The organism is Zobellia roscoffensis (assembly GCF_015330165.1).
GTDB classification, from domain to species: Bacteria; Bacteroidota; Bacteroidia; order Flavobacteriales; family Flavobacteriaceae; genus Zobellia; species Zobellia roscoffensis.
This window is the reverse complement of the sequence record NZ_JADDXT010000002.1, coordinates 756,214-782,702: the sequence shown is the minus strand read 5'-3', so window position 1 is coordinate 782,702 and position 26,489 is coordinate 756,214. Positions and strand designations below refer to the sequence as shown.

The window sequence follows — 26,489 nt, the reverse complement described above, 5'->3', positions numbered from 1 at the left end:
AAAACAACGTAAATTTATGATTGCCACTATAAAACATAGAACAAAGAATTATCCTATAGACCTTACAAAACCTTTAGATATATCCATCGTTATAAAAGGTGGTTCCGAAAATGTAAATGCGTGGTATGTGGATCCACCAAAAATAGAGCCGCATGAAGAAAAAGGTTTTGTAGGCAAGGTGTCAGAAGGGGCTTCCATTAATTTTAATGACATATGGTTCAATCCGCATGCACACGGCACGCATACAGAGTGTGTAGGGCATATAACGGAGGAGTTTCATTCTGTAAACAAGAATTTAACACAGTATTTCTTTTTGGCAGAAGTGATTACGATTGCTCCTGAAATGGTAGATAACGACTTTGTGGTTTCTAAAAAACAACTAAAGTATGCGTTGGGGAACAAAAAAAGGGAAGCAGTAATCATAAGAACATTACCCAATTTAAGTCATAAAAAATCACGTCAATATTCGCATACAAATCCTCCTTACCTTACTAAAGAGGCATCGGAGTTTTTAGTGGAAAAAGGAGTAGAACATTTGTTGGTAGACCTTCCTTCGGTAGATAAAGAGGAAGATAATGGTGCGCTAGTAGCTCACAAAGCTTTTTGGAATTACGGAGGTAAGCTCCGCAAGCACGCTACAATTACCGAGTTTATTTATGTGTCCAATACCATACAAGATGGCACGTACATGTTAAATCTTCAGGTGGCACCTTTTGCAAATGACGCCAGCCCTAGTCGTCCTGTACTCTATAGTGTAATTCAAAATAAAGCCAATCAGAAATGAAACAATTGTTAAAGACAGAAGAGTTGGTTATGTTCTTGTTTGGAATATACATTTTTAGTCTTTTGCCTTATGCTTGGTGGTGGTTTTTGGTGTTATTGTTAACTCCGGATATAGGCATGTTAGGGTATCTTTTGGGAGATAAAATAGGTGCTGTTTGCTATAATATTTTTCATCATAAGGGCATTGCTCTTGCCATCTATATAATTGGGGCGTATCTTTCGGAACCGATTGTGCAGTTGACTGGGATTATCTTATTTTCGCATGCTGCCATGGATCGTATTTTTGGTTATGGTCTCAAATATGATAAAGGATTTAAATTTACCCACTTAGGAGAAATAGGAAAATAACAATGGATAATATTTTCGATACTTTTTTAGGTCTGGTTCTAGGGGCTATTCTCATGTATTGGGTGTATTCTTTTATGAGAAAGAAGAAAAGTAAAGAAATCACCAAGCACCAATCTACTGTATTGGTAGAAAAAATAGAAAGTGTATGCAAACTGGTTTCCGTTGAGGGTGATTTTGCAGAAATCTACCGCTACGAAAATATTAAGGAGCGGTTTATGAGTTTGGTGAGCAGCAAGAAAAAAGCACTGCTTGTAATCAATGCCAAGGCCCATATAGGTTATGACCTAAAAAAGATAAAAATCAAAGCGGATAATGAGAATAAAAAGATTATCCTGACCCATTTTCCCGAGCCAGAAGTACTATCTATTGAACCTGATATTCAGTTTTACGATATTCAAAGTGGGATGTTCAACTTTTTTTCATCTGAAGATTTAACTTTGTTGAACAAAGAGGCGAAACAGCATATTCGAGAAAAAATTCCACAAAGTGGATTGATGGAAACTGCTAGAAAAGAGGCTATTCAAGCCGTTTTATTAATAGAGAAAATAGTGGAAACCATTGGTTGGAAATTAGATTATACCGCTTTAGAGGTAACCGAAAAACAAAAAGAAATGTTAGAAGATTAATTAGGATATTTAATTCAATACATCAATTATGAGAACACTTACGATTGCAATATTATTTTTAACCCTAGCCATTACCGCTAATGGCCAAACAGAGAATGACATGAGAGAATTTGACCCCCATTTTGCCCATACCGTATACTTTTGGTTTAAGGAACCAGATAGCAAAGAAGCCAGAGCTACTTTTGAAAAATCGTTACAGAAGTTTCTTGATAATTCAAAATATGCGAAAACAAGTTTTATAGGTATGCCTCCAAAGGCCAGTCGTGATGTTGTAGATGGCTCTTTTACTTATTCATTGATCGTAACTTTTGAATCTGCTGAGGCACAAAAAAACTACCAAGACGAAGCACCACACAAAGTGTTTATTGAAGAATCTAGTGCTTTATGGGAGAAAGTAATCGTTTACGATTCTAAGGGTATCCAATAAGGCGCATGGTAGCGTACAGAACGGCTACGTTAGGTGATGCCGTTTCCATAGCCGGTCTTCATGTAAAAAGTTGGCAAGAAAATTATAGAGGCGCATTTAGTGATGCGTATTTAGATGAACTTGCACTGGGTGAAAGAGAAAAAATCTGGCATGATAGATTGGAGAACCCGTTATCGCGGCAGACCGTAATCGTTGCAGAAAAAGGAGAAGATTTAGTAGGCTTTGTTTGTGCTTTTTTTGACGTGGACGATGATTTTGGTACGCTGTTAGATAATCTTCATGTATTAAAAGATGTTCAGGGCATGGGCATTGGTAAACGCCTAATGTCATTAATAGCCAAGGAAGTTCAGGATAGGGAACCCAATTCAGGACTGTATTTGTGGGTGCTTGAAAGTAACGAGGCCGCACTACGGTTTTACGACCGTCAAGGAGGCAAACGTCTTGAAACCGTTGAAGGTAATGATATAGGTGATAAGCCAATTATGAAGGTAAGGTACCATTGGTCGTCTATGGAGAAGTTGATTGACAAGAAGTGAAATCAAGAAGTGAAATAAGGAGTATATAAGATGAACATTGAACTATTTAGAGACTATTGTATCGCAAAGAAAGGAGTAACGGAAACGTTTCCTTTTGATGAGAAAACATTGGTTTTTAAGGTTATGGGCAAAATGTTCGCGCTTTGTGCTTTGGAACGTCTTCCTTTTCAGGTAAATTTAAAATGCAACCCAGATAGGGCGGTTACTTTACGGGAAGAGCATGATGGCCATATCATACCAGGTTACCATATGAGCAAAGTGCATTGGAACACACTTCTGTTAGACCAACTTCCACCAGATTTAATAACAGAACTTATTGATCATTCATATGATTTGGTCATTTCAAAATTTACTAAAAAGCTCAGAACGGAGTACGATGCACTTTCGTAAATCGTTTCTTCGGTTTAGTTAAAACCCGTGTGGGATATATGCAGGAATTACACTCTTTTTACAATGGTGAGATTGAAAAATACACCAAGGAACTTTCACAGGTTAAGAAGCTACTCTTTGCTTCCAGTATGTTACGTTTGGCCATATTTGTAGCGGCTGGTTTTGCTGTTTACCTAACCTTTGGTGACACCAAATGGGTTTTGGGCGTAGTGCTGGTGACTATTGTTCTTTTCTTGTTTTTAGTCACAAGACACTCAGGTTTACAATATAAACGGGATAGGTTGTTGGCATTGTTGAACATCAATCAAACAGAGCTAAAAGTGCTGGACCGTGATTTTCATGATTTGCCAGAGGGAGATGAGTTCAAAGACCCCTTGCATTATTTTAGTCAAGATATAGACCTTTTTGGTAGAGGTTCCTTTTTTCAGTATGCCAATCGTACTGCATTAAAACAAGGTGCGGAGACTTTTGCCGGACTATTTAAGGCGAATAACATCGATAATATTAAGGAGAAGCAAGAGGCTATAAAAGAACTTGGTAAAATGCCACAATGGCGGCAGAATTTCTCTGCAATAGCTTCATTGACCCAAGCAGAAGGTAAGACCGATGCTATTGTAAATTGGTTGGATAAATACGTGCCGTTCATACCAAAGGTAATGCGCTATTTGCCCTATGTTTTTTCGGGTGTTTCAGTATTGCTCTTTGTACTTTATTTTATGGATTTCGTTCCGGAATCAATGTTGGTTCTTTGGTTGGTCGTTGGTATGGGGATTACAGGAATCTATACCAAGAAGATTACTTCCCTTGGCGGAGATGCTTCAAAAGTGCAGAGTACGTTTCAGCAATACAACAAGTTACTTACTTTGATTGAAGATACTGAGTTCAAATCGGATTATCTAAAAGAACTGAGAAGTAATGTGCTACGGGATCAGGAGAAGACCTCATTGATAATTGCTCAGTTTTCAAAACAGTTAAATAGCCTAGATAAGAACAACAATATTATTTACCTTTTTCTGGGGAATGGTTTCTTTTTACGTACCCTAACACACTGCTATGAGATTGAAAAATGGATTGCCAAACATGGCGATTTTGTAGAAAAATGGTTTGATACCATCGCTTTTTTCGATGCATATAATAGCTTGGGTAATTTTGCTTTCAATCATCCCGAATATACTTTTCCAAATATCAATTCGGATGCTGTGATTCTCAAATCTACTGGAGCAGGACATCCTTTGCTGAATCCTGAGAAGAGTGTTTTGAACGATTTTGAAATTGACCGCGAACAGTTCTTTATCGTTACCGGAGCCAACATGGCAGGTAAGAGTACCTTTTTACGTACGGTTTCATTACAGATAGTAATGGCGAATGTTGGACTTCCGCTATGCGCGAAACAAGTAGATTATTCACCGATAAAGTTGATTACCAGTATGCGAACGACAGATTCGTTAACGGATGATGAGTCGTATTTCTTTTCGGAGCTCAAACGATTAAAATTCATTGTTGATGAAATTCAGAACGATCGTTATTTCATTGTTTTAGATGAAATTCTAAAAGGAACCAATAGTACTGACAAAGCGGAAGGAAGCCGTAAGTTTGTTGAGCGTTTAGTTGCTTCTAGATCTACGGGAATTATCGCTACCCACGATTTAAGCCTTTGTGAGGTGGCGGATACGTTACCACAGGTGGAGAACCATTATTTTGATGCTGAAATAATTAATAACGAGCTCCATTTTGATTATAAGTTCAAAGACGGAATTTGCCAAAATATGAATGCGTCCTTCTTGTTGAAAAAAATGGAAATCGTAGAATAATTTTTTTTTAACCAACAACCAACAATGGATTCTCTAACCCAAATCATTTTAGGTGCCGCAGTAGGCGAAGCCGTCTTAGGAAAGAAAGTTGGCAATAAAGCTGCGCTTTATGGAGCGATAGCCGGTACCATTCCTGATTTAGATGTTGTGGCGCGTTACTTTTTTGATACGGTTACCGCTACAGAGATTCACCGTGGGTTTAGTCATTCTATTTTCTTTTCTATACTATTTGCCCCTCTATTTGGTTGGCTTATCTCTAAAGTTGAGCGGAAGAGTGAGGCCACGTTCAAAGATTGGTCGCTATTGATGTTTTGGGGTATGTTCACACACCCCATTTTGGATGCTTTTACCACTTGGGGAACACAGCTTTTCTGGCCTTTTAAAACCCGGTTAGCGTTTCAAAGTATTTTTGTTATAGACCCTTTATACACCCTGCCTTTTCTAATATTCTTAATCATGGCCATGTGCCAAAAAAGAACATCGCCAAAACGAAAAAGGTACAATCGGCTAGGGTTAACGGTGAGTACGGCATATTTGGCTACAACCTTGATTTTAAAATGGTTTGCTTTTCAGGAATTTTCGGCTAGTTTGGAAAAACATGGCATAGCACATGAAAATATAGATACTAGACCCACACCGTTTAATTCAGTTTTATGGACGGCCAATGTAGATACAGAGAACGCCTATCTCATTGGGAATTATTCGTTTTACGACACCAAAGAAATTGAGTTTACTTCCTATCCTAAAAATCACCAGCTTTTAGGCGATTTAAAATCCGATAAAAAAATTCAACGTCTAATTGACATAACAGAAGGTTGGTATACCATTACCCAGAAAGAAGGTGAACTTTATTTTAATGATCTCCGTTTTGGACTGATAAGTATGGACCCAAAAGAAACTCAATTTGCTTTTAGTTATGAACTTAAGCCTACAGAAAATGGACTTGTAGTTCAAGAAATGCCAAAATATAGAACCGATGCAAAGCGACTACTAAATGCATTGTGGCTTAGAATATGGGGCAATTAGTTAATCTGTAATTTGTCTAGGTTGTAAGCGATGTAATTACTTGTTGAACGCTTTAATAGATTGTGGTTTAGTGCTTAAATCACATTTTTAAACTTTTTTTTTACGAACAAACATCTTTTTTTAGTGTGCTAACGTATTTTTTTGACTGTTTCACAACAAAGAAGAGGATGAGGGTAGTATAATTCTTACCTTTAGTTTGTTGTGATGATAGGATTAACTAAAAGGCTTGAATAGGGTGATTTGTATGGAGAGTTTTGAGGGCTATAAAGAAGAAAGACCAACTTTAAACTACGTGGAAAACCTCGTAGGGGCTCGTGATGTTGAATTTGAACTTAAGTTTGTTACCCTTTTGAAATCTGAATTTTCATGGGATCTTGGTAAATATTTGTATCATATAAAGTTAGAGGAACCACGTGCCGCAGCAGAAATCGTTCACAAATTAAAATACAAAATCAGTGTTTTGGGTATGGCTAAAACCTTCGTTTTTGCCGAAGAACACAAAGAACGGTTGCACGCAGGTGACCTTTCTTTTGATGAGGACTTCAAAAGGGTCTTAAAAAAAATAAATGTCTTTCTTGAACTTATTGATTAAAGCTGCTTTACCTGTAAGTCTCTAAATGCATCTGCTTGTAACTTTAATAATTCTTCCGCTTTTTTCTTTTTGTAGGCGTACACCTCTTCTTCTCGCTTAATTTCATTGTAGATTTTTTCGTTTAGGGCCGTATCTGCAATTAGTATTTGCTCACGCTGTTGTATTTTTTGCAACGCCCAAGTGTTGACCATACTTTCTTCTTCTTCCAATTTTATATCGTAAGTGCCTTTTGGGGAGATAAGCTTGGCAATAATTGGCGAAGTCTCAATAGCTAAGAAGAGTAGAAAGATGAAAAAAGAGGGCCACCAAGGCAGCTCGTTCAACGCATTGATACGTGCCATGAGTCCATCAAAGCCGTCTATTACAGGTTGGGAATCTTTGACCACATCCGTATATTCCGTATTCAAAGCCAAAATCTGACTTTCAATTTCGGAGATTTTCTGGGCATTGGTTTCCTTTAGTGTATTGAGCTCAGCCAGTGCAGCATCATGTTTTTGGCGTTTTTCTTCATAAACAGGTCCTTTTCCTAGTTTAAAAGTACCTGAAGTGCCTTCCGCTTCGGTAATATATGTGTTGTAGAGGGCATCTGTTTCGGCTTGTTTGGCGGTAATTTCATTTTTTAAGGTAGTGATATCCGTGTTTAGTTTTTCAATAGCCGGAGTGTATTGCAAGGCTAATTGGTTTTTGTTGGCCAACGTCATTTCATTTTTTTGCTCTAAAAGCACTTGGTTAATTTCCTTTTCAAAAATTTTCATCTCTAAAGGTTTTGAGATGACCACGGCAATGATAACTGCCAATACAAGACGAGGAAGCGCTTGCAAGAGTTCGTTGCCAAAGCTGTTTCGTTTTTTAATGGTAGAAACTATAAAACGATCTAAATTAAAAATGAGTAGTCCCCAAATGAGTCCGAAGAAAATAGCGGTGTACACATTGTCAAATACGGTATAGAGTGCATAACTACTGGCAATAAAAGCCATGAGTGCCGTAAAGAAAACGGTGGCGCCAATGCCGGCATATTTGTTCTGTTCGCCTTGTGAACAGGTTTTTAGGATGGCGGTGTCCGCCCCTGAGCAGAGGATAAAAAATTGCTGTACCATGATGTCCGATTTTTTTGATGATACCCATCTCTGGGCTGATTGATGATGAATAAGACGTAAGTTACGGTTTTTGTTACAGGATTTTGAAAGAGAAATTTGGGTTTAACACTATTCCTTAATGATGAAAATAGCTGTATGCGTTAGGGATAGTAGTGCAAAGCCCGGATTTGCTTTTTTGCAAACCGTACTTGTAACGGATAGCCCGGCCCGTTTTTTAGAGGGAACGCCCCTGTTAAGATTTAAAGGATAAAAGGGAGCTACTATAGACCATATTAGGGTTGAAAACTTTACATTTGACCCTTATTTAACCGTTATGAGTGTACTTGAAGAATTAACCAATAGAAGTGGTAGTGCTTGCGAATTATGTGGTGCCACTAGCGAACTGAGTGTGTATGAAGTGCCGCCTGTTTCTACGGGAGGTATTGATGGTAGTATTTTGGCGTGTGCTACGTGCATTGGTCAAGTAGAGAACCCAGAAACTACGGATGCCAATCACTGGCGTTGCTTAAACGATAGTATGTGGAGCGAATATGACGCTGTAAAGGTAGTGGCCTGGCGTATGCTTTCGCGTTTAAAATCTGAGGGTTGGCCTAAAGATTTGTTGGATATGATGTATTTAGAAGATGACGCATTGCAGTGGGCAAAGGCCACAGGTGAAGGCTTGTCTGAAGATGAAAAAATAATTCATCGTGATGTGAATGGCGTAATTCTTCAAAATGGAGATAGTGTGGTCTTGGTGAAGGACTTGAAAATTAAGGGTTCTAGCCAAGTTGCTAAACAAGGTACTGCGGTACGTAGAATTTCCTTGGACCGTGAAAATGCAGAATATATAGAAGGTAAAGTAGGACCTACACTTACCGTGATTATCACTAAATATGTGAAGAAGATATAAGAAAAGGGGAATCAGTTTTAGTTGATTCCCCTTTTTATTTTACTCGATAATCGAGATTAAATGATTCTTGGCTTGCCTCGAAATCAAAGAATATTCCTTTTACTGTCTAATGTGCTTTTTCTGAGGCAGTTTACTTGTTCATTTCGGTAAAGTGATGATAGAAATAAGGTATGGTCTCAATGCCTTTTAGGTAGTTCCAAACGCCAAAATGTTCGTTGGGCGAGTGAATGGCATCGCTATCTAGCCCAAAGCCCATTAAAATAGTCTTGCTGTTCAATTCTTTTTCGAAAAGCGATACAATGGGAATACTGCCTCCGCTACGTTGCGGAATGGGTTTTTTGCCAAACGTGGTTTCATAGGCTTTGGAAGCCGCTTGATACCCAATGGTGTCAATTGGAGTAACATACCCTTGTCCACCATGGTGTGGTTTTACTTTTACGGTAACCCCTTTTGGCGCAATACTTTCAAAATGGGTTTTGAACAATTGGGTAATTTCCTGCCAATCCTGGTTGGGAACCAATCGCATGGATATTTTAGCATAGGCTTTACTGGCAATTACCGTTTTGGCGCCTTCGCCTGTATAACCGCCCCATATTCCGTTTACATCTAAGGTAGGGCGTATGCTATTGCGTTCGTTGGTACTGTAACCTGCTTCACCATCTACGGATTTAATATCCAATGCTTTTTGATAGTTCTCTAAGCTGAAGGGAGCCTTTGCCATTTCCGCTCGCTCTTCTAGTGAAAGGTTCTCCACCTTGTCATAGAAACCGGAAATGGTAATATGATTGTTCTCATCATGGAGCGAAGCGATCATTTTTGTGAGTGCGTTTATGGGGTTGGCAACGGCACCACCATAGAGTCCGGAGTGTAAATCCCTGTTGGGTCCGGTAACTTCCACTTCTACATAGCTGAGTCCGCGTAGTCCCGTGGTAATGGAAGGCACATCGTTTGCTATCATGCCGGTATCTGAAATCAAGATAATGTCATTGGCAAGCTTTTCATGATTATTGGCTACAAAAACGGCCAGATTGTTACTGCCCACTTCTTCCTCACCTTCGATCATAAATTTTACGTTGCAGGGCAGTTGGTTGGTCTTGACCATAAATTCCAATGCTTTTACATGCATGTACATCTGCCCTTTGTCATCACAAGCTCCACGGGCATAAATTGCTCCTTCGGGGTGTGTTTCGGTTTTTTTGATAATGGGTTCGAACGGAGGGGAGTTCCATAAATCCATTGGATCCGGCGGTTGTACATCATAATGTCCGTAAACCAAGACGGTAGGTAAGTTGGGGTCAATTATTTTTTCGCCATAAACAATGGGATAGCCATCGGTCTCACAGATTTCGACCGCATCGCAACCTGCATTTTCCAGTGCTGTTTTTACAGCTTCGGAAGTATCTATTACATCTTGAGAGAAAGCAGAGTCCGCGCTTACCGACGGAATACGAAGCAGTTGTATAAGTTCATCTAAGAACCTTTGTTTGTTTTTTGAAATGTAATCTTGTACGTTTTGCATAGAGCAAATTTAGGGTGTAATTTAAAAATACAAAAAAGAACGTTTTTAAATGACTGAAAGTTTAGAGAATTGAAAATTTGCATTATATTTGCATCCCAATTTGATATTGGAAATGCAGGCGTGGTGGAATTGGTAGACACGCTAGACTTAGGATCTAGTGCCGCAAGGTGTGAGAGTTCGAGTCTCTCCGCCTGTACGAACAGAAAGCTTCTCTTAATCGAGGAGCTTTTTTTGTGGGGATAAATTTGCGATTTGATCTTAAGTAGGAGAGGGTTCTCACTTGTACAACGAAAGGCCTCTCGGTTAACTAAGAAGCTTTTTATGACACTGAAAAAAATAAGGACAAAACCTACCATAACGCGTCCTATCCAATCAACACTTATTTTCTGAGGTTCTATTAAGTCTCCTATATTGGTAAAATGCAATTGTACCAAGCACTTTTTGATCTGGTAAAAGGAAACTAACCATTTCTTATCGTTAGTTTTGCACTTTTAAATTTCAGAACATGATTTCAGTAGATAATTTAGCGGTAGAATTTAGTGGTACTACGTTGTTCAGTGATGTTTCATTTGTAATTAACCCTACAGACAAGATTGCCCTTATGGGTAAGAATGGAGCGGGGAAATCTACAATGATGAAAATTATTGCCGGAGAGCAAAAAGGTACCCGTGGTAATGTTCGTGTGCCTAAGGATGCGGTTATTGCTTATCTGCCACAGCACTTGTTGACTGAAGATGATTGCACGGTTTTTGAAGAGGCTGCTAAAGCGTTTAAGCACGTTTTTAGTATGCGTGATGAAATGGAGCGGCTCAATAAAGAATTGGAAACCAGGACCGATTATGAGAGCGATGCCTATATGTCCATCATAGAAAAGGTTTCTGATTTAGGAGAAAAATACTATGCGCTAGAGGATGTAAACTATGATTCTGAAGTAGAAAAGGCGTTAAAAGGATTGGGTTTTAGGCAGGAAGATTTCTCCAGACAAACCAATGAATTCAGTGGTGGTTGGCGAATGCGAATAGAACTGGCAAAAATTCTTTTACAAAAACCCGATTTAATTCTCTTAGATGAGCCTACCAATCATATTGATATTGAATCCGTTATTTGGTTAGAAGATTTCTTGCTAAACAAAGCTAATGCTGTAATGGTGATATCTCACGATAGAGCATTTATAGATAATATCACCAATCGTACTATAGAGGTAACTATGGGGCGTATTTATGATTACAAAGCCAATTATTCCCACTATTTACAATTGCGTGAAGACCGCAGGTCGCATCAAATAAAAGCATATCAGGAACAGCAAAAATTCATAGCGGATAATAGAGCTTTTATTGAGCGTTTTAAAGGGACCTATTCAAAAACCAATCAGGTTACATCGCGGGAACGCATGCTGGAAAAGCTGAATATTATTGAGATTGATGAAGTAGATACTTCTTCCTTAAAGCTTCGTTTTCCACCATCGCCACGTTCAGGCGATTATCCGGTTACCGTTGAGGCTGTTTCTAAATCCTATGATGACCACATCGTTTTTAAAGACGCTAACATGTCTATCTCTAGAGGAGAAAAAGTTTCTTTTGTGGGTAGAAACGGTGAAGGGAAATCAACCATGATCAAAGCTATCCTAGGTGAAATTCCGGTAGAGGGTACTTGTCAATTGGGGCATAACGTTAAAGTGGGCTATTTTGCTCAAAATCAAGCTTCGCTATTAGATCCGGACCTTACTATCTTTCAGACTGTAGATGAGGTTGCTTTTGGCGATATACGCAATCAAATCAAGAATATTCTGGGCAGATTTATGTTCAGTGGTGATGATATTGATAAGAAGGTAAGTATGCTTTCTGGTGGGGAAAAAACGAGATTGGCAATGGTAAAATTACTGTTGGAACCCGTAAACCTTTTAATATTGGATGAACCCACCAACCACTTGGACCTGAAGTCAAAAGATGTATTAAAAGAAGCATTATCAACCTATGATGGCACTTTAGTTTTGGTATCTCACGATCGTGATTTTCTACAAGGACTGTCCGAAAAAGTGTTTGAATTTAAGGAGCAAAGAGTCATTGAGCATTTTGAAACTATAGATGCTTTCCTAGAGCGAAATAGAATTAAGAGCATTGCTGAAATTAATTTGATGAAGTAATGTTTAGCGTGGTTCTCTTATTTCATCAACTTTAAAAAGGGGTACTACACTGCGACTTTCAAATGGATAATGCTACCCTAATTTGACAATAAAAGCATAAAAGCTTGTTAAACCTTGCCTTATAACTAACCGATTGTTTAGTTTTGACGTGTAATTAAGAATTGGAATGCCGCGAGTAAAGAAATATTGTGAAGAAGATGTTGTAGATAAAGCCATGTCCGTATTCTGGAGAAATGGTTATAACGGCACTTCTATGCAAATGCTTGAGAAAGAAATGGGAATTAATAAGTTTTCCATTTACTCAAGTTTTGGTAACAAACATGGTGTTTTTGTAGAATGTTTAAAAGCTTATAATAAAAAAACCAATGACATTTATTTAGACTTTAAAAACTCGGAGGGTGGCATAAACGATATTAAAAAGATGTTCTATAATTTTTTAGACATATGGTTTCAAGATGAGAAAAAAGGTTGTTTTATGACCAATACACATAATGAATTTGTAGGTAGTGATGATAAACTAGTAATGCATCAAGTAGAACAGCGAAAAGACATAAAAGATATTATCATTAAAAAACTGAAAATGGATTCTTCTAAAACAGAAGAAACAGTGTTAAAAGAGGCAAGCTTTATTTCCCTGTCTTTACATTCCCTACCCACAACATCTAGAGTGAGCTCTAAAGAAGATATTAAAAACTATATAGAAATGGTATTTAAGAACATATAACCTTTTTTTAATATAAAACTAACCGATTGTTTAGAAACGATTGAGCCGCAATAATACGGACGTAACACCTAGAATAATTATAAAAACAAAAACATGAAAATAAAAGAACAAAATTTACAAGCGCAACTAGACGAGATAAAAAACAACTTTGAGGCTAATGCAGATGCTTCAATTATAAAAACATATGACGAGGGTGTTGATGCAGTGGCGCATAGCGGAGTTATAGAAAACGCTAAAAATGTAGGTGATACTGCACCAAATTTCACTTTGAATAACGCCTTGGGAAGTGCTGTGGAATTAAAGGATTACTTGAAAAAGGGGAAAGTAATTTTGACTTGGTACAGAGGTGGATGGTGTCCTTTCTGTAATTTAACTTTGCGTCAACTTCAGCAAGAATTACCCAATTTTAAAGCAAACGGAGCAACGTTGATCGCTCTAACCCCAGAAGTGCCGGACAAGTCCTTGAGTACATCAGAAAAACACAATTTGGAATTTGAAGTACTGAGCGATCTAGGAAACAAAATTGCTAAAGCATATGGCATTGTTTACAAACTAACAGATGACGTAGCAACTAGTTACAATGCCGCTTTTGGTATGGAAGAATATAATGGAGATACTTCAAACGAACTTCCTTTGGCAGCTACTTATATCATTAATGAGGATGGAACAATTGCTTTTGCCTTTTTAGATGCTGACTACCGTAATAGGGCAGAACCAGCTGAAATAACAAAATTCCTTTCCTCTAATCCATCATAAGAATTAAAAAAATGAAAAATTCAAAGCTATTATCTCCATTCAAGTCCAACAGTCTTAGTTTAAATAATCATGCGGTTATGGCGCCTATGACACGTTCTCGTGCCATAGACAATATTCCAAATGATATTATGGCAACTTATTATGGTTTACGTGCCAGTGCCGGACTAATTATTACAGAAGCCACTTCGCCTTCTATAAACGGATTAGGTTACCCCAACATTCCTGGAGCCTATTCTGATGAACAAACTGCTGGCTGGAAAAAAACTACCGATGCAGTACATGCCAACGACGGAAAAATATTCCTCCAAATTATGCATACAGGGCGTATTGCACACCAATTAAATTTACCGGAAGGTGGCGAAGTTCTTGCGCCATCGGCAATACAGGCTGCTGGCGAAATTTTTACGAGCGAAGGCCCAAAAGCACACACCACGCCGCGTGCAATGACCCTTGCCGAAATTGAACAAGCAGAAGAAGAGTTTGTACAGGCGGCCAAAAATGCCATAGAAGCAGGTTTTGATGGAATTGAAATTCATGCCGCAAACGGGTATTTGGCAGAGCAGTTTATTAACACAGGTGCTAACCAAAGAACAGATAAGTATGGCGGCTCTGTGGAAAACAGAACGCGTTTTGTAATTGAGATAGCAACAAAAATTGCGAATGCTATTGGAAGCGATAAAACCGGAATTCGTATTTCTCCGTTTAGCGAGTTTAACGACATGCTTATTTTTGATGACATGCGCGAAACTTATGCCTATTTGGTTGAGCAATTAAACGGTTTAAATTTAGCATACTTGCATATGGCTGGCATGTCGCCCAAAATTCCTGAAGGGTATTTACAAGAATTAGGTGCAGCATTTAACGGAACTGTAATTTACAATGGCGGTTTGGGTTATGACCTAGAGCGTGCGGAAAAGATTGTTTCTGAAAACGAAGATAGTTTAGTGTCAATAGGTTTTCCTTTTATTTCAAACCCTGACCTAATTGAGCGTATTGCAGAGGGAGCGGACCTTAATGAAGTAGATCAAGAAACAATGTATACTTCTGGTGAAGAAGGCTATTTAACCTATCCTACACTAGAGAAAGCTAACTAATTAGCAATAAAAAAGTTTGAGAGTAAAAACGGTAATCCGTTTACATTTATAAAGTGCAAGCGTAAAATGCTTGCACTTTTTTATATAAATAAAAAAAGCTACTCGACATGTGGTCGAGTAGCTTTTGACACTTAGCTAAATCAAACAATAAGTGTTTTTTTAGAAAGTAAAGGCAAGTCTTGCATAGTAATAAGACCCTGCAAAGCCCATTTGTACGGCATCCCAATATCCGCCAGAATCTGAATCGGCATCTTGTTGGTCTGGATATACATTAAATAAGTTGTTACCGCCTACACTTAGTTTTAAACTTTCAGAAAGTTCAAATCCAAAGTTTAAATCGGTCACAGTTTTGGCGCTATATCTATCGGTTGCTAAACCATAATCTACCAATTCTATTTCGCTAAAACGGGTAAAGCTTAGCGCAGCATCAAACCAACTTTTATCATAAGTAAGATTCAAATTTAGTTTGCTGTCTGGAGCAGAGGCCAATAAAAAAGCTTTATCTCTTGGTCCAAAGAACGTGCTCTCATCTAAACTTCCATTATTTAAGTTATCGATTTTCATATCATTAAAATTGGCCAAGAAGGTAGCACTGAATGAGCTATCCTCAGAAAGCGTGTTTTTATATGATAAAATAACATCTAAACCAGAAGTCTGAGTGTCCACACCGTTTACAAAAAATTGAGCGGAGTTAACATTTGGAATTTGTGGTGCAGGAAAATCTCCTGTTAGTACAATACGGTCTTTGATATTAATATAATACCCGTCTACTGTTGCGGTAAAATTACCGGCTTTAGCCGTGAAACCTAATGCAGCATTAAATGCTTTTTCTTCTTTTAAAGGGCCAATTCCAAACGATGCGGTAACCGGACTGTTATTGGGAGATAATAAAGATTCCGAAGCTACACCACCAATAAAGTTGGTGAATTTAAGGTTGTAATAAATCTGAGCTAATGATGGAGCTCTAAAACCAGAACTTGCAGAACCTCTAATATTGAAGTTTTCAGTTGCTTTGTATCTTGCTGCTAACTTTCCATTGGTAGTACTACCAAAATCACTGAAATATTCAAAACGTGCGGCGCCACTTACTAAGAATTTTTCGGTAACGTCCAATTCTAAATCACCATAAAGAGAAACATTACTACGGCTTCTGTCTATTTCGTTATCGGGGCTGTATCCAGGAAAGCCTTGAGAGCCACCAGGTCTTTGGTTGCCTGTAATTGGATCCGTAGGTATCGTTTGGGTAGCTGGGTTAGTTATTAATGCACCATCTACATCAAAAGTTCCGTATGATGTGGCTTCACCTGCAAAAATCTCAAAATTTTCTGTTTTGTATTCCGCACCAAAAGCTAAGTTCATACCGGACATGATATCTTCATAAAATTTAGAAATATCAAGATTGGTAACGTTTTGGCTAAGGCTGTGTCCACCTGCATCAAAATCTGTTGGAGATGTTTCTTCAAGAGAGGCATTCAATGAGCCTTTAATGAAATAGTGGAATAGGTTTTTACCGTAAGTATTACTAATATCTACGTTCCAGCCATTATCCATTTCAGTTCGCACACCAACGGCAACGGAATTGTCAATAATATTAGAAGTAATTCTAGGTGTAAAAGCATTTGGATAAATACTTACTACGTTACGTTCTGTTGGGTTGTTACGGGTAAATGCAAAAGCATCTGTATCTCTGTAGTTTCTTCCTCCAAAAGCATAAATTTCAGTTTTATCTGAAACAGGAATGCTCATGTTTCCGAAGAAATTGAAACCGTCAATGGCAGCTTCTCCAAAGCCTCTTCTAAAGTCAAAACCAGGTCTAAGTATTTTGTTTTTGGCAATATATTCTGTAGTGAAGTTGGCATAGCCTTCTTCGCCAATCTTAACCCCGTAGTTAGCAGCAAATTTTATAGAGCCACCATCAAAACTCTGGTCATCACCAATGGCGTTCCCGTCTCTATCGGTATCTAAACGATTACCATCTGTGTTTGGAGTACCATCAGGGAAATCACCTTTGGCATTTGTATTGTAAGCCCCGTAGCTTATAGATCCAGAAAGTTCATCCGTTCTATCTTTTAATACAATATTGATTACACCTGCAATGGCATCAGAACCATATTGTGCGGAAGCACCATCCCTTAAAATTTCTATTCTTTTAATTGCGGAAGCAGGAATAGCATTAAGGTCTGTACCAGTATTACCTCTACCTCGCGTACCAAATACGTTAATAAGCGAAGATTGGTGTCTTCTTTTACCGTTAATCAAAACCAAAGTTTGGTCAGGTCCTAAGCCACGTAAAGAAGCAGGGTCAATATGATCAGCCCCATCAGAACCAGATTGTTTATTTGCGTTGAAAGATGGTGCCGCGTATTGTAACAACTGATTTACTTCAATTTTTCCCGTTTTGGAAACCACATCTTCCATAGGAATTACATCTACGGCAGTAGCGGTTTCCGTTGAGGTTCTGTTTGGATTTCTAGAACCCACAATAACTACATTATCTAGTTGCGCAGCAGCCTCTTTTAAGGTGATGTTGAAAGAACTTCTTCCGGCAACGGCGACTTCCAATGTTTCATAGCCAATATAAGATACTATTAGAATGGCGGAATTATCTGGTGCAGTTATGGTGAAGTTACCATCAAAATCTGTTTGAGCTCCGGTAGTGGTACCTTTTATAATGATACTTGCTCCTGAAAGTGGCTCGCCAGAAGCATCTTTTACAGTGCCTTGAATTTCTTGCTCTTGAGACAATGCGGTTGTTTCGGATTTCTTTGTTAGTACTATTTGCTTTCCACTTATCTTAAAGTCAAAGGATGCTTTAGCAGAAAGTTTGGTCAATACCTGTTCTATGATTTCACCATTAGCATGGAAAGATATTTTTTTAGAGTCGTCTATCTCGTTTGTGTTGTAGAAAAAACTGTAATCGGTTTGCGTTTTTATCTCGTTTAATATTTGTTTTAGAGGTGTGTTTTTATAGTCCAGCTCTATTTTGTTTTCAGAGGCAGTATTTGCGCTTACCTGAAAAACAAGAAAGAATACGGAAAGTAAATTCAACATGGTTTTTAGGTTTATTTGCTTTAGCCGCATAGTAGCTTGGGCACTGTGTTCTTGAGTTTTTTTCATGATCTTTGAGTATTAGGTTTTTAAAAATTAGTTGTTCTTATTCATATAAAATTGTAATTAGCTTTTGCTTTCTATTGTAATTGTGTTTTGGTTAATAGTATATTTAAATGGTGTGCTCAGAGAAATGGTATGCAATATGGCTTCTATGCTTTCATTGTCAAATTCTCCTTTAAAGACTTCATTGTTTAAATGTTGAGCTCTATTTAAAAATTTTACCTGATGAGCTCTTTCTAGCTTTACAAGAATTTCGGAAAATTTGAGGTTGTCAATTATTAATTTATTCTCCATCCAAGCAGTGTAGAGAGCTGTATCTACTTTTGCTTTGCTAAAATTGTTCTCAGATTTTTTATAATTTGCCTGGAAGTTCGGTGTTAATTCTATCTCGTTATCTGGCTTGTTAGACTCTGATATGGTCACTTTCCCTTCTACGAGTGTGGTTGAGACATTTTTATCAGTTTGATAAGAGGAAAGATTGAATTGAGTACCCAGAACTTTTACTTCAAGACCTTGGGTTACGACCAAAAATGGTTTCTTTTTATTTTTGGTGACATCAAAAAAGCCTTCGCCTTCAAGAAAAACGGTTCTTGTAGTTAAGGAATCATTATTAAAACTTGTAGGGAACTTTAGTTTAGAACCTGCATTGAGCCAAACGGAAGTTCCGTCTGATAGTCTAATTTTAAAAGTTTGCCCGTGTGGTATGTAAATTTCGTTGTATACTACGCTTGTAGATTTGGGACTATTCTTTGTATTAAAACTTAGTTCGTCAATACTTTTGTCTGCTATAATATTTCCTTGAGCATCAGTTAAAACCTCGTTGCCGGTACTGTTAAGTGTTTTAGTGCTTCCATCTGCCAAAGTAATAGTTATGTTTTTGTGTAATTTTTGAACAGTTGTGGCTTCAGAAGGGGCTTGCTCTAATTTATTTGGTGAAACTAGCAGTCCAGTCATCTGTAAGCCTAAAAATACCAATCCTACAACTATAGCTGCAAAGGGTAAAGCTAAAATAAGTCTTTTCCTTTTTCGTGTTTTAGATGAAATTTTCGCGTTGAAACTAGAGAGACCATTTTCAAAATCAAAAGATGCAGCCTTATCTTGTTCAGCTTCCCTAATTTGCTTCTTAAAGGCATTTAAATTGGCATCACTTTCAGATACCCAGGTGTTTAGGTGTTCCCGTTCTTCGGAAGTAATGCTTCCTTTTAACCATTTGGAAATTAGCTCATCGTAATTCATAAATACTTACACCTTTTAACTTAATGATGCATAATTGTCAAAAAACCCCTACGAATGAATGATTTTTATTTAAATTTGATGCAATACTATACAGAATGAACGAGCGAAAACTGGTAGAAAAAATGCAGAGCGGCAATGCCCAGGCGTACCAGTATTTGTTTTCTGAATACTATGATTGGTTATGTAATTACATTTTTAAAATGTGCGATAATCGGTATTTAGCAGAAGATATTGTTCAAGATGCTTTAGTGAACCTTTGGGAGAAAAGAGCTCATTTACACATAAAGGGCTCGGTCAAAAGTTATTTATTTAAATGCTGTTATCATCAATTTTTACAGCACGTTCGAACCAAAAAAATAAACTTTGATTCTCTGGATAAGATTAAATGGGAAGTTATTGCCGATACTGCTTTAGAACGAGAAGGGCTTGATGTGAAAATTGAAAAATTGAATGTGCTTATCTCTCAATTACCACCACGTTGTAAAGAGGTTTTTGTACAGAACAAGTTTGAAAATAAGAAATACAAACAGATTGCTTTGGATATGGGTATTTCTATAAAGACTGTAGAAAACCAAATGTCCAAAGCACTTCATTTTTTAAGACAACACGCTACAATTTTTCTAGGATTGGGCTTGGGTCTTCTTTGAGTTTCTTTGTAAAACATAGTTTGTAAAAGCGCCAATTCCAAATTCCCATTTTGGAATTTTATCACACGTATTTACCCAATTTATGAGAGTACCTAAATGAGGGGATGAAATGTTTACTTGGTCTCCTTTTTTATGCGTAAAGCCTAATCCTTTTTTGTTGCGATCCTCGGTAGGAGCAAACATAGTACCTAAGAAAAGTACCAATCCATCTGGGTATTGATGGTTTTTACCAATCACCTGATTTACCAGATTTTCTGGGGTTCGGCTTATTTCCTTCATTTTATTGCTTCCGGAGGTGGAGAAGTTATCTTTCCCCTGCATGGCAAAATCTACTTCGCAGTTTTTTACATCCTCTAAGGAAAAAGTCTCATCAAACAACCTAAACATGGGCCCTATTGCGCATGATCCATTCTGGTCTTTTGCTTCTCCCAGCAATAGGGCGCTCCTACCTTCGTAATCGCGAAGGTTTACATCGTTGCCCAATGTGGCACCAACAATTTTACCTGAAGAAGAAACGGCAAGAACAATTTCTGGCTCAGGGTTGTTCCATTTAGAACTTTTTAAAACGCCCACTTCAGCACCAAACCCAATAGCGGAAAGAGGCTGGGCTTTTGAGAAAACTTCGGCATCTTTGCCAATGCCTACTTCAAGATATTGGGACCACAACCCTTTTTCTTGGAGTTCTTTTTTTAGTTTTTCAGTCTCGGGAGACCCCGCTACTACTTTGCTTAAATCTTTACCAAGGGAATCATAGATAGTTTGGCGTATATCATTAGCAATATGAGCATCTCCTTTGGCTTTCTCTTCAATGACGCGTTCCAGTAAACTTTTAATAAAGGTTACTCCGCACGCTTTTATGGCTTGAATATCATTTGGAGCAATAAAATAGGGAAGCTTAGGGTTTCGATTGAAATAAAGGGAGTTTTTCAAGATTTCTGTTAGACTTCCAAGTTGGGGTAACTCGGTTAACGCTTTTAAACTGGCAACGGGATTTTTACTGTTTATTAACTCACTGGTGGAGGTATAATACTCAGAAAGGTCATAGACGTTTCCTTTTCTAGCCAATATTACATGTGGTCCGGCTATACCGTTGTATGCTTTTTTTGCAGGTACCGTGCACCTGCCTATCCATGTACCTGTTTCCGCTAGTTGGGGAATAAGGTGGTTCAAGTCAATGTATTTCATTTTGTGATATTGGTGGTCACTCAAAATACGTAAAATAAGCTACTTTGGATGTTTATATTTTTGCATAAAAACGAGTAGTTATGTTAAGGTATTACTTATTGCATTGCAGAAAATTTAAAAGTGTTATATATTTAGTGGCCTTTATATAGTTTTTTCGCAATCTTGGGGTGTTGAATAAGAATTATTCTTAAAGACGGGAAAAGCATAGTTAAAGTGAGTTCAGTGTTGTTCAAATAAACCGGACCTAGTTTTCAATATAAAAATATAAAGACTACTTAAACAGTAGAATAGATGCTGATTAGGCGGTGTTATCATATGAGACCAAAAACCAATTTAATCAAAGAGATAAACAAAACAAATTCATGAAAGCGAATAGAAGAAATTTTTTGAAGCGAACATCTGCCGGAGTTTTGGGAGTTGGAGCGCTAACTTTTCCTGGCTTGGTACATGCTGCTGCCACAGGGGAGAAGACAAATGTTTTAAAATCCGATATGAAGCTTGGAGTGGCCTCATATACACTGCGAGAGTTTACGAGAGAAAAGGCTTTAGATATGACGCTAAGGTGCGGTTTAAAACGGATTACTTTTAAAAGCATGCATTTACCGCTAGATTCGGGTGCGCACACGATAAAAAGTGCAGTGGCGGAATGTAAGGAGAAAGGTGTTGATTTCTATGGCGCTGGAGTTATTTATATGAAAAGTAAAGAAGAGGTGGATCAAGCCTTTGAGTATGCTAAAATGGCGGAACTAGATATGATTGTGGGTGTACCTACTCATGATCTTTTGGATTATGTAGAGGAAAAGGTGAAGGCATACGATATTAAATTAGCTATTCATAACCACGGCCCTGGCGATAAAATATTTCCTAGTGCAGAAAGCGCCTATGTTAAAATAAAAGATAGGGATAGGCGTATGGGCCTTTGCGTAGATATTGGACATACCCAGCGTATTAAGAGAGACCCTTCTCAAGATGTAACCGAGTTTTTTGATCGGGTTTTTGATATTCATCTAAAGGATGTAACAGCTGCAGAGCACGATGGGAAAACCTGTATAATTGGTCGTGGTGTCATTGATTTCCCTGCATTTCTAAAGACAGTTTCAAAATTAGATTATAAAGGAACTTTGGCTTTGGAATATGAGGCAGAAGGGGATGACCCGTTACCAGGTATGATGGAGTCAATAGGGTACGTAAAAGGAATATTAGCAACATTGTAAAATGTAGAAATGAGTTCAGATAGAAGAAATTTTATTAAAAAAGCATCAGTAGGTGCTGCAGGTTTGGCTTTTGGAGGAAGTATAAATGCTATGTCTGCCCAAAGTTATTCGCGAATTTTAGGGTCTAGTGATCGTATTAATTGTGCTGTAATTGGAGTTCGTAGTAGGGCTAAAGCACATTTTATGGCAATTCACAAGGACCCAAATGCCAAAGTATTGTTCAGTTGTGATGTAGATGATACTATTTTAGAAGAGCATAATATTTGGTGTAAAGAAAACATTGGCTATGTGCCTAAGGTGGAAAAAGATTTTAGGAAAGTTTTAAAAAATAAAAAAGTAGATGCTGTTTTTATTGCTACGCCAGAGCATTGGCATGCGCCAATGGCTATAATGGCATTGCAAGCGGGTAAGCACGTGTATGTAGAGAAGCCTTGTAGCCATAATCCGTATGAAAACCAGCTGTTGGTAGAGGCTCAAAAGAAGTATGGTAAAAAAGTGCAGATGGGTAACCAACAGCGATCGGCCCAAACTTCAAAGCTTGCAGTAAAGGAGATAGGTGAAGGTATTATTGGTGATGTATATAAAGGCGAAGCCTATTATTCCAATAACAGGGGGTCTATAGGAAAGGGTAGTATAATTGAAGTTCCAAAAACCTTGGACTGGGATTTATGGCAAGGACCAGCACCTCGTGAAGATTACAGAGATAATGTACATCCGTATAATTGGCATTGGTTTAAGACATGGGGTACAGGAGAAGTACATAACAATGGTACCCATGAAATAGATATATGTAGATGGGCACTTGGAGTAGATTTGCCGGAGAGTGTTACTTCTTTTGGAGGAAAATATGCGTATGATGATGATTGGCAATTTGTAGATAACCAACAAGTAACTTATAAATATCCGGGTGATAAGTTTATAACATGGACAGGTCATAGCCGTGGGAAAATTATACCTAAGCAACCAGGTAGGGGAGCTACCATTTATGGAAGTGAAGGAATCATTACTTTAAGTCGTGGTGGTTATAAATTATTTGATTTGAACGGAAATATCATTAAAGAAGAGAAGGAAGCTGGTCAGCAAAGTGCTACTGTTAACACACAAGGTGCTGGAGATTTGGATTGGAACCACATTGGAAACTTCTTTGAGGCTATTCGTAAGGATAAATCCTTGAATTCAGATATTAAAGATGCTAGTGTTACTACTATGCTCTGTCATTTAGGGAACATGGCGCAAGATGCCGGCGAGACCTTAAAAATTGACCAAAAGACAGGTAAGGTTCTTAATAATGATAAGATAATGAAAGATTGGTGGAAACGAGAATATGAAGAAGGCTGGGAGCCTAAGTTGTAGTTTCTGTTAAAAACTAAAAGGCCCTCTTAGAGGGCCTTTTTTATGTTTGGTCAATTAATTTTTTTAGGATGCTACAGGATTCCGATCAAATCTAAAACGAGGGCTACTGGTACTGCCAATAAAATAAATACCAGACAGGCAATCATAATTCGAAGAAATCCGTTGAGCATTTTTACTCCTGCATTTAGCTCTTGTTCCATAAGTATTAGATTTCTTTAAATTTAAGAAATTAATAAATACAAAGGCAGATTATTGCGAATTATTTGCTTTAACTTGTTTATGTTTAGTATGTTAATCAGTTGAAGTGTCAAAAAAAACGATGAATCACATTTTGTTTATCAGATTAATATGTGCTAAATCTTATAATTGCAATGTGCCATTCTTGAGTTAGGCAAATAGTAAGCGTTTGGAGTGTGTCTGCTTAAAATAGAATTAAGTTTTATTGAGGTGTTTAAATGAGTTCACGAATGTGGTTCATGATTTCTAAGCTGGCACCTTTATTTTTAGAAATGTAGCCGGCATTAATTTCGCCGGTTTTTTTTCTGAACTCGGGGCTATCCAGTAATTTTTTTAAAAGCTCTCCAAAGGTCCATTGGTCTTTTATGGGGTAGATGCCTTTTAGTTCTGCTAAATCTTCGGCCTCTTTAAAACCATCATAATTGGGGCCTATAATTACAGGTATTCCAAATACTGCGGGTTCTAGTGTATTGTGTAGCCCTGTAGAAAACCCACCGCCAACATAAGCAATATTGGCATAACTATAGATTTTGGTCAAAAGCCCAATATTGTCAATAATTAACACATCATAATCTCGTAAGTTGTTACTATCAATCTTTGAATAAAGTGTGGTTTTTTTTGTAAATGCGCCTGCAAGGCCTAAAATTTTATCCTTTTTAATGGTGTGTGGCGCCAATACATACTTCAGGTTTTTTGGAGCGTTGTTGATGTGGTCAATTAAGATAGCCTCATCTTCGGGCCAAGTACTTCCGGCTACAAAACAAAGCTTATCATTTTTAAAGACCTCCATGAAATCAAGGGAGTTGTCTCGGTCCAGAATTTCGGAAACACGGTCCAGGCGGGTGTCTCCGCTTATTTCTACATTCTTTATTCCTATGGACTCCAATAGTACTTTTGAGTTCTCGTCCTGAACAAAATAGTTTGAAAATTTACGTAGCGTTCTTCTCATAAATCCGCCGTAGGCTTTAAAATAAATCTGATTTTTCTTGAACAGGGCAGAGATTAAGACGGCAGGAATTTTGTGTTTTTCAAGTGCCTTCATGTAATTGGGCCAAATCTCATATTTTACAAAAATTGCAATATCAGGATGTACGGTTTTTATAAAATGTGCCGCATTTTTCTTTGTATCCATTGGTAAATAAACCACTACGTCTGCTGCAGATGTATTTTTCTTTATCTCGTACCCAGAAGGTGAAAAGAAGGTAAGTATAATTTTGTGGGTAGGATATTCTTTTTTCAGCCTCTCAATGATAGGAAGTCCTTGTTCGTATTCACCTAGAGATGCAGCATGTACCCAAAGTGTTCTGTCTTCTTTGGTAATAGCGTTGTCAAGCAAGTAAAAGGAGTGCTTGCGGCCATTTACGAACAACTTTAATTTAGAATTGAAAAGAGCCAGAATTTTCAGGAAGAACCAAGAAATCTGAACAATCACATTATAGATGCTATGCACTGATTCATATTTTACGCTAAATTACGCTTCTTTACATAAAATAGTACTGCATGGTTTCGTATTTTTGTTTCGATTTATATAATTCATGACGATGAAAAAAATTCAAATGGTCGACTTAGGCGGCCAGTACGAAGGAATAAAGGAACAAGTCAATTCAGCTATAGCTACTATTTTAGAAACTTCGGCTTTTATAAACGGACCAGAAGTACGGTCGTTTCAATCCGAGTTGGAAGAGTATTTGGGTGTAAAACATGTAATACCTTGTGCCAATGGTACAGATGCCCTACAAATAGCAATGATGGGCTTAGGTCTACAGCCTGGTGATGAGGTTATCACGGCAGATTTTACGTTTGCAGCTACGGTTGAGGTTATTGCGCTTTTACAATTAACCCCCGTCTTGGTAGATGTTGAGCCAGATTCTTTTAATATAGATATTGCCGCTGTAGAAAAAGCGATCACTCCTAAAACTAAAGCAATCGTTCCAGTTCATTTGTTTGGTCAATGCGCCAACATGGATGCTATTATGGAGCTTGCAGAAAAACATAATCTTTTTGTAATAGAAGATAATGCACAAGCTATTGGAGCAGATTATACTTTTGACGATGGTAGAAAGCAAAAAGCTGGCACCATTGGTCATGTAGGTGCTACGTCTTTTTTCCCGTCTAAGAATTTAGGGGCGTATGGAGATGGAGGTGCGATTTTTACTAATGATGATGAATTGGCGCACACGTTAAGAGGTGTCGTTAATCACGGCATGTATGAAAGATATCATCACGATGTGGTAGGTGTAAATTCTAGATTAGATTCTATACAGGCAGCGGTGCTTAGGGCAAAATTGCCAAAGTTAGATAGCTATTGTGGTAGCAGAAGAGCTGCGGCCAGAAGTTATACAGAAGCGCTTAAGGGGCAATCCCATATTATTACTCCAAAGACCGTTAAATGTGAAAATCAAATTTGCGATACTTGTAGTTGTCATGTGTTTCATCAATATACTTTACGGATTACAAACGGAAAACGAGATGCATTGGTAAAGCATTTAGCGGATAATGACATTCCGTGTGGGGTGTATTACCCAATTCCATTGCACAAGCAGAAAGCATATGTAGATAAGCGGTATAATGAAGCTGATTTTCCCGTAACCAACCAATTGATAAAAGAAGTTATTTCATTGCCAATGCATACGGAATTGGATGACGAGCAAATTGCTTTTATCACAAAAACGGTGTTGGATTTTGTGAACGGTTAATTTATCATTGCTTTTTGTAAAGTATAAGATTGAATTATAAATAATA

Annotated in this window: 24 protein-coding genes and 1 tRNA gene; 19 read left to right on the top strand and 6 right to left on the bottom strand. The window is 37.8% G+C overall.

Going from position 1 to position 26,489, the window contains the following annotated elements:
* Nucleotides 1–16: 16 nt before the first annotated feature.
* The 9 genes from IWC72_RS03340 to IWC72_RS03300 all read left to right on the top strand — a co-directional run bounded on the left by IWC72_RS03340 (nt 17) and on the right by IWC72_RS03300 (nt 6,539).
* Nucleotides 17–784, top strand: a complete 768-nt coding sequence (locus IWC72_RS03340; RefSeq protein ID WP_194524829.1) for a cyclase family protein — start codon at nt 17–19, stop codon at nt 782–784.
* Nucleotides 781–1,131 (top strand): DUF4260 domain-containing protein, encoded by a 351-nt coding sequence (locus IWC72_RS03335; RefSeq protein ID WP_194528810.1) that lies wholly within the window; start codon nt 781–783, stop codon nt 1,129–1,131. The genes IWC72_RS03340 and IWC72_RS03335 overlap by 4 nt, the downstream gene beginning before the upstream one ends.
* A gap of 2 nt (nt 1,132–1,133) precedes the next feature.
* Nucleotides 1,134–1,757 (top strand): DUF4230 domain-containing protein, encoded by a 624-nt coding sequence (locus IWC72_RS03330; RefSeq protein ID WP_194524827.1) that lies wholly within the window; start codon nt 1,134–1,136, stop codon nt 1,755–1,757.
* Between the two features lie 28 nt (nt 1,758–1,785).
* Entirely contained in the window at nt 1,786–2,184 is a 399-nt protein-coding gene (locus tag IWC72_RS03325; RefSeq protein WP_194528809.1) for a Dabb family protein, read from the top strand.
* A gap of 5 nt (nt 2,185–2,189) precedes the next feature.
* Nucleotides 2,190–2,720 (top strand): GNAT family N-acetyltransferase, encoded by a 531-nt coding sequence (locus IWC72_RS03320; protein WP_194528808.1) that lies wholly within the window; start codon nt 2,190–2,192, stop codon nt 2,718–2,720.
* Nucleotides 2,721–2,750: 30 nt separating this feature from the next.
* The gene (locus IWC72_RS03315) at nt 2,751–3,110 is read left to right on the top strand and encodes an MmcQ/YjbR family DNA-binding protein (RefSeq protein ID WP_194528807.1); all 360 of its coding nucleotides are present in this window, start codon (nt 2,751–2,753) and stop codon (nt 3,108–3,110) included.
* Between the two features lie 38 nt (nt 3,111–3,148).
* The gene (locus tag IWC72_RS03310; protein ID WP_194528806.1) at nt 3,149–4,921 is read left to right on the top strand and encodes a MutS-related protein; all 1,773 of its coding nucleotides are present in this window, start codon (nt 3,149–3,151) and stop codon (nt 4,919–4,921) included.
* A gap of 24 nt (nt 4,922–4,945) precedes the next feature.
* On the top strand, nt 4,946–5,947 hold the full coding sequence (locus tag IWC72_RS03305; RefSeq protein WP_194528805.1) for a metal-dependent hydrolase: 1,002 nt from the start codon (nt 4,946–4,948) through the stop codon (nt 5,945–5,947).
* A 244-nt stretch (nt 5,948–6,191) separates the two neighbouring features.
* The gene (locus IWC72_RS03300) at nt 6,192–6,539 is read left to right on the top strand and encodes an Hpt domain-containing protein (protein WP_194524822.1); all 348 of its coding nucleotides are present in this window, start codon (nt 6,192–6,194) and stop codon (nt 6,537–6,539) included.
* Here the strand turns inward: IWC72_RS03300 and IWC72_RS03295 are convergent.
* Entirely contained in the window at nt 6,536–7,636 is a 1,101-nt protein-coding gene (locus IWC72_RS03295; protein WP_194528804.1) for a DUF4407 domain-containing protein, read from the bottom strand. The genes IWC72_RS03300 and IWC72_RS03295 overlap by 4 nt on opposite strands.
* Nucleotides 7,637–7,949: 313 nt before the next feature.
* On the opposite strand from IWC72_RS03295, the gene IWC72_RS03290 reads away from it, so the two are divergent.
* Entirely contained in the window at nt 7,950–8,528 is a 579-nt protein-coding gene (locus IWC72_RS03290; protein WP_194528803.1) for a PhnA domain-containing protein, read from the top strand.
* Between the two features lie 130 nt (nt 8,529–8,658).
* Here IWC72_RS03290 and IWC72_RS03285 read toward each other — a convergent pair whose 3' ends face one another.
* Complete coding sequence (locus IWC72_RS03285) at nt 8,659–10,047, bottom strand: dipeptidase (RefSeq protein WP_194528802.1); 1,389 nt, start codon at nt 10,045–10,047, stop codon at nt 8,659–8,661.
* 114 nt (nt 10,048–10,161) lie between these two features.
* Here IWC72_RS03285 and IWC72_RS03280 point away from each other — a divergent pair.
* From IWC72_RS03280 to IWC72_RS03260, 5 genes are all read left to right on the top strand, one after another.
* Nucleotides 10,162–10,243 (top strand) — tRNA-Leu (locus IWC72_RS03280).
* A 309-nt stretch (nt 10,244–10,552) separates the two neighbouring features.
* Complete coding sequence (locus IWC72_RS03275; RefSeq protein ID WP_194528801.1) at nt 10,553–12,190, top strand: ABC-F family ATP-binding cassette domain-containing protein; 1,638 nt, start codon at nt 10,553–10,555, stop codon at nt 12,188–12,190.
* Between the two features lie 166 nt (nt 12,191–12,356).
* Nucleotides 12,357–12,914, top strand: a complete 558-nt coding sequence (locus IWC72_RS03270; protein ID WP_194524815.1) for a TetR/AcrR family transcriptional regulator — start codon at nt 12,357–12,359, stop codon at nt 12,912–12,914.
* 93 nt (nt 12,915–13,007) lie between these two features.
* Nucleotides 13,008–13,670, top strand: coding sequence for a peroxiredoxin-like family protein (locus IWC72_RS03265; protein ID WP_194528800.1), 663 nt, complete (start codon nt 13,008–13,010; stop codon nt 13,668–13,670).
* A gap of 11 nt (nt 13,671–13,681) precedes the next feature.
* The gene (locus IWC72_RS03260) at nt 13,682–14,764 is read left to right on the top strand and encodes an alkene reductase (RefSeq protein WP_194528799.1); all 1,083 of its coding nucleotides are present in this window, start codon (nt 13,682–13,684) and stop codon (nt 14,762–14,764) included.
* 159 nt (nt 14,765–14,923) lie between these two features.
* Here IWC72_RS03260 and IWC72_RS03255 read toward each other — a convergent pair whose 3' ends face one another.
* Nucleotides 14,924–17,881 carry a TonB-dependent receptor domain-containing protein gene (locus IWC72_RS03255; RefSeq protein ID WP_226979471.1) on the bottom strand — a complete coding sequence of 986 codons (2,958 nt, stop codon included), beginning with the start codon at nt 17,879–17,881 and terminating at the stop codon, nt 14,924–14,926.
* Nucleotides 17,882–17,938: 57 nt separating this feature from the next.
* Nucleotides 17,939–19,111 (bottom strand): FecR family protein, encoded by a 1,173-nt coding sequence (locus IWC72_RS03250; RefSeq protein ID WP_194528798.1) that lies wholly within the window; start codon nt 19,109–19,111, stop codon nt 17,939–17,941.
* A 95-nt stretch (nt 19,112–19,206) separates the two neighbouring features.
* Between IWC72_RS03250 and IWC72_RS03245 the strand changes: the two genes are divergently transcribed.
* Nucleotides 19,207–19,758 carry an RNA polymerase sigma factor gene (locus IWC72_RS03245; RefSeq protein ID WP_194524811.1) on the top strand — a complete coding sequence of 184 codons (552 nt, stop codon included), beginning with the start codon at nt 19,207–19,209 and terminating at the stop codon, nt 19,756–19,758.
* On the opposite strand, the gene IWC72_RS03240 is transcribed toward IWC72_RS03245, so the two are convergent.
* Nucleotides 19,732–20,943, bottom strand: coding sequence for a fumarylacetoacetate hydrolase family protein (locus IWC72_RS03240; RefSeq protein WP_194528797.1), 1,212 nt, complete (start codon nt 20,941–20,943; stop codon nt 19,732–19,734). The genes IWC72_RS03245 and IWC72_RS03240 overlap by 27 nt on opposite strands.
* 362 nt (nt 20,944–21,305) lie before the next feature.
* Here IWC72_RS03240 and IWC72_RS03235 point away from each other — a divergent pair, with 362 nt between their 5' ends.
* Complete coding sequence (locus IWC72_RS03235; RefSeq protein WP_194528796.1) at nt 21,306–22,157, top strand: sugar phosphate isomerase/epimerase family protein; 852 nt, start codon at nt 21,306–21,308, stop codon at nt 22,155–22,157.
* A gap of 9 nt (nt 22,158–22,166) precedes the next feature.
* The gene (locus IWC72_RS03230) at nt 22,167–23,510 is read left to right on the top strand and encodes a Gfo/Idh/MocA family protein (protein ID WP_194524808.1); all 1,344 of its coding nucleotides are present in this window, start codon (nt 22,167–22,169) and stop codon (nt 23,508–23,510) included.
* A 451-nt stretch (nt 23,511–23,961) separates the two neighbouring features.
* Here the strand turns inward: IWC72_RS03230 and IWC72_RS03225 are convergent, their stop codons facing one another.
* On the bottom strand, nt 23,962–25,197 hold the full coding sequence (locus IWC72_RS03225) for a 3-deoxy-D-manno-octulosonic acid transferase (RefSeq protein WP_194528795.1): 1,236 nt from the start codon (nt 25,195–25,197) through the stop codon (nt 23,962–23,964).
* Between the two features lie 91 nt (nt 25,198–25,288).
* Here IWC72_RS03225 and IWC72_RS03220 point away from each other — a divergent pair, with 91 nt between their 5' ends.
* A complete protein-coding gene (locus IWC72_RS03220; protein ID WP_194528794.1) occupies nt 25,289–26,443 on the top strand; it encodes a DegT/DnrJ/EryC1/StrS family aminotransferase in 1,155 nt (384 codons plus the stop codon).
* The last annotated feature ends 46 nt before the right edge of the window (nt 26,444–26,489 follow it).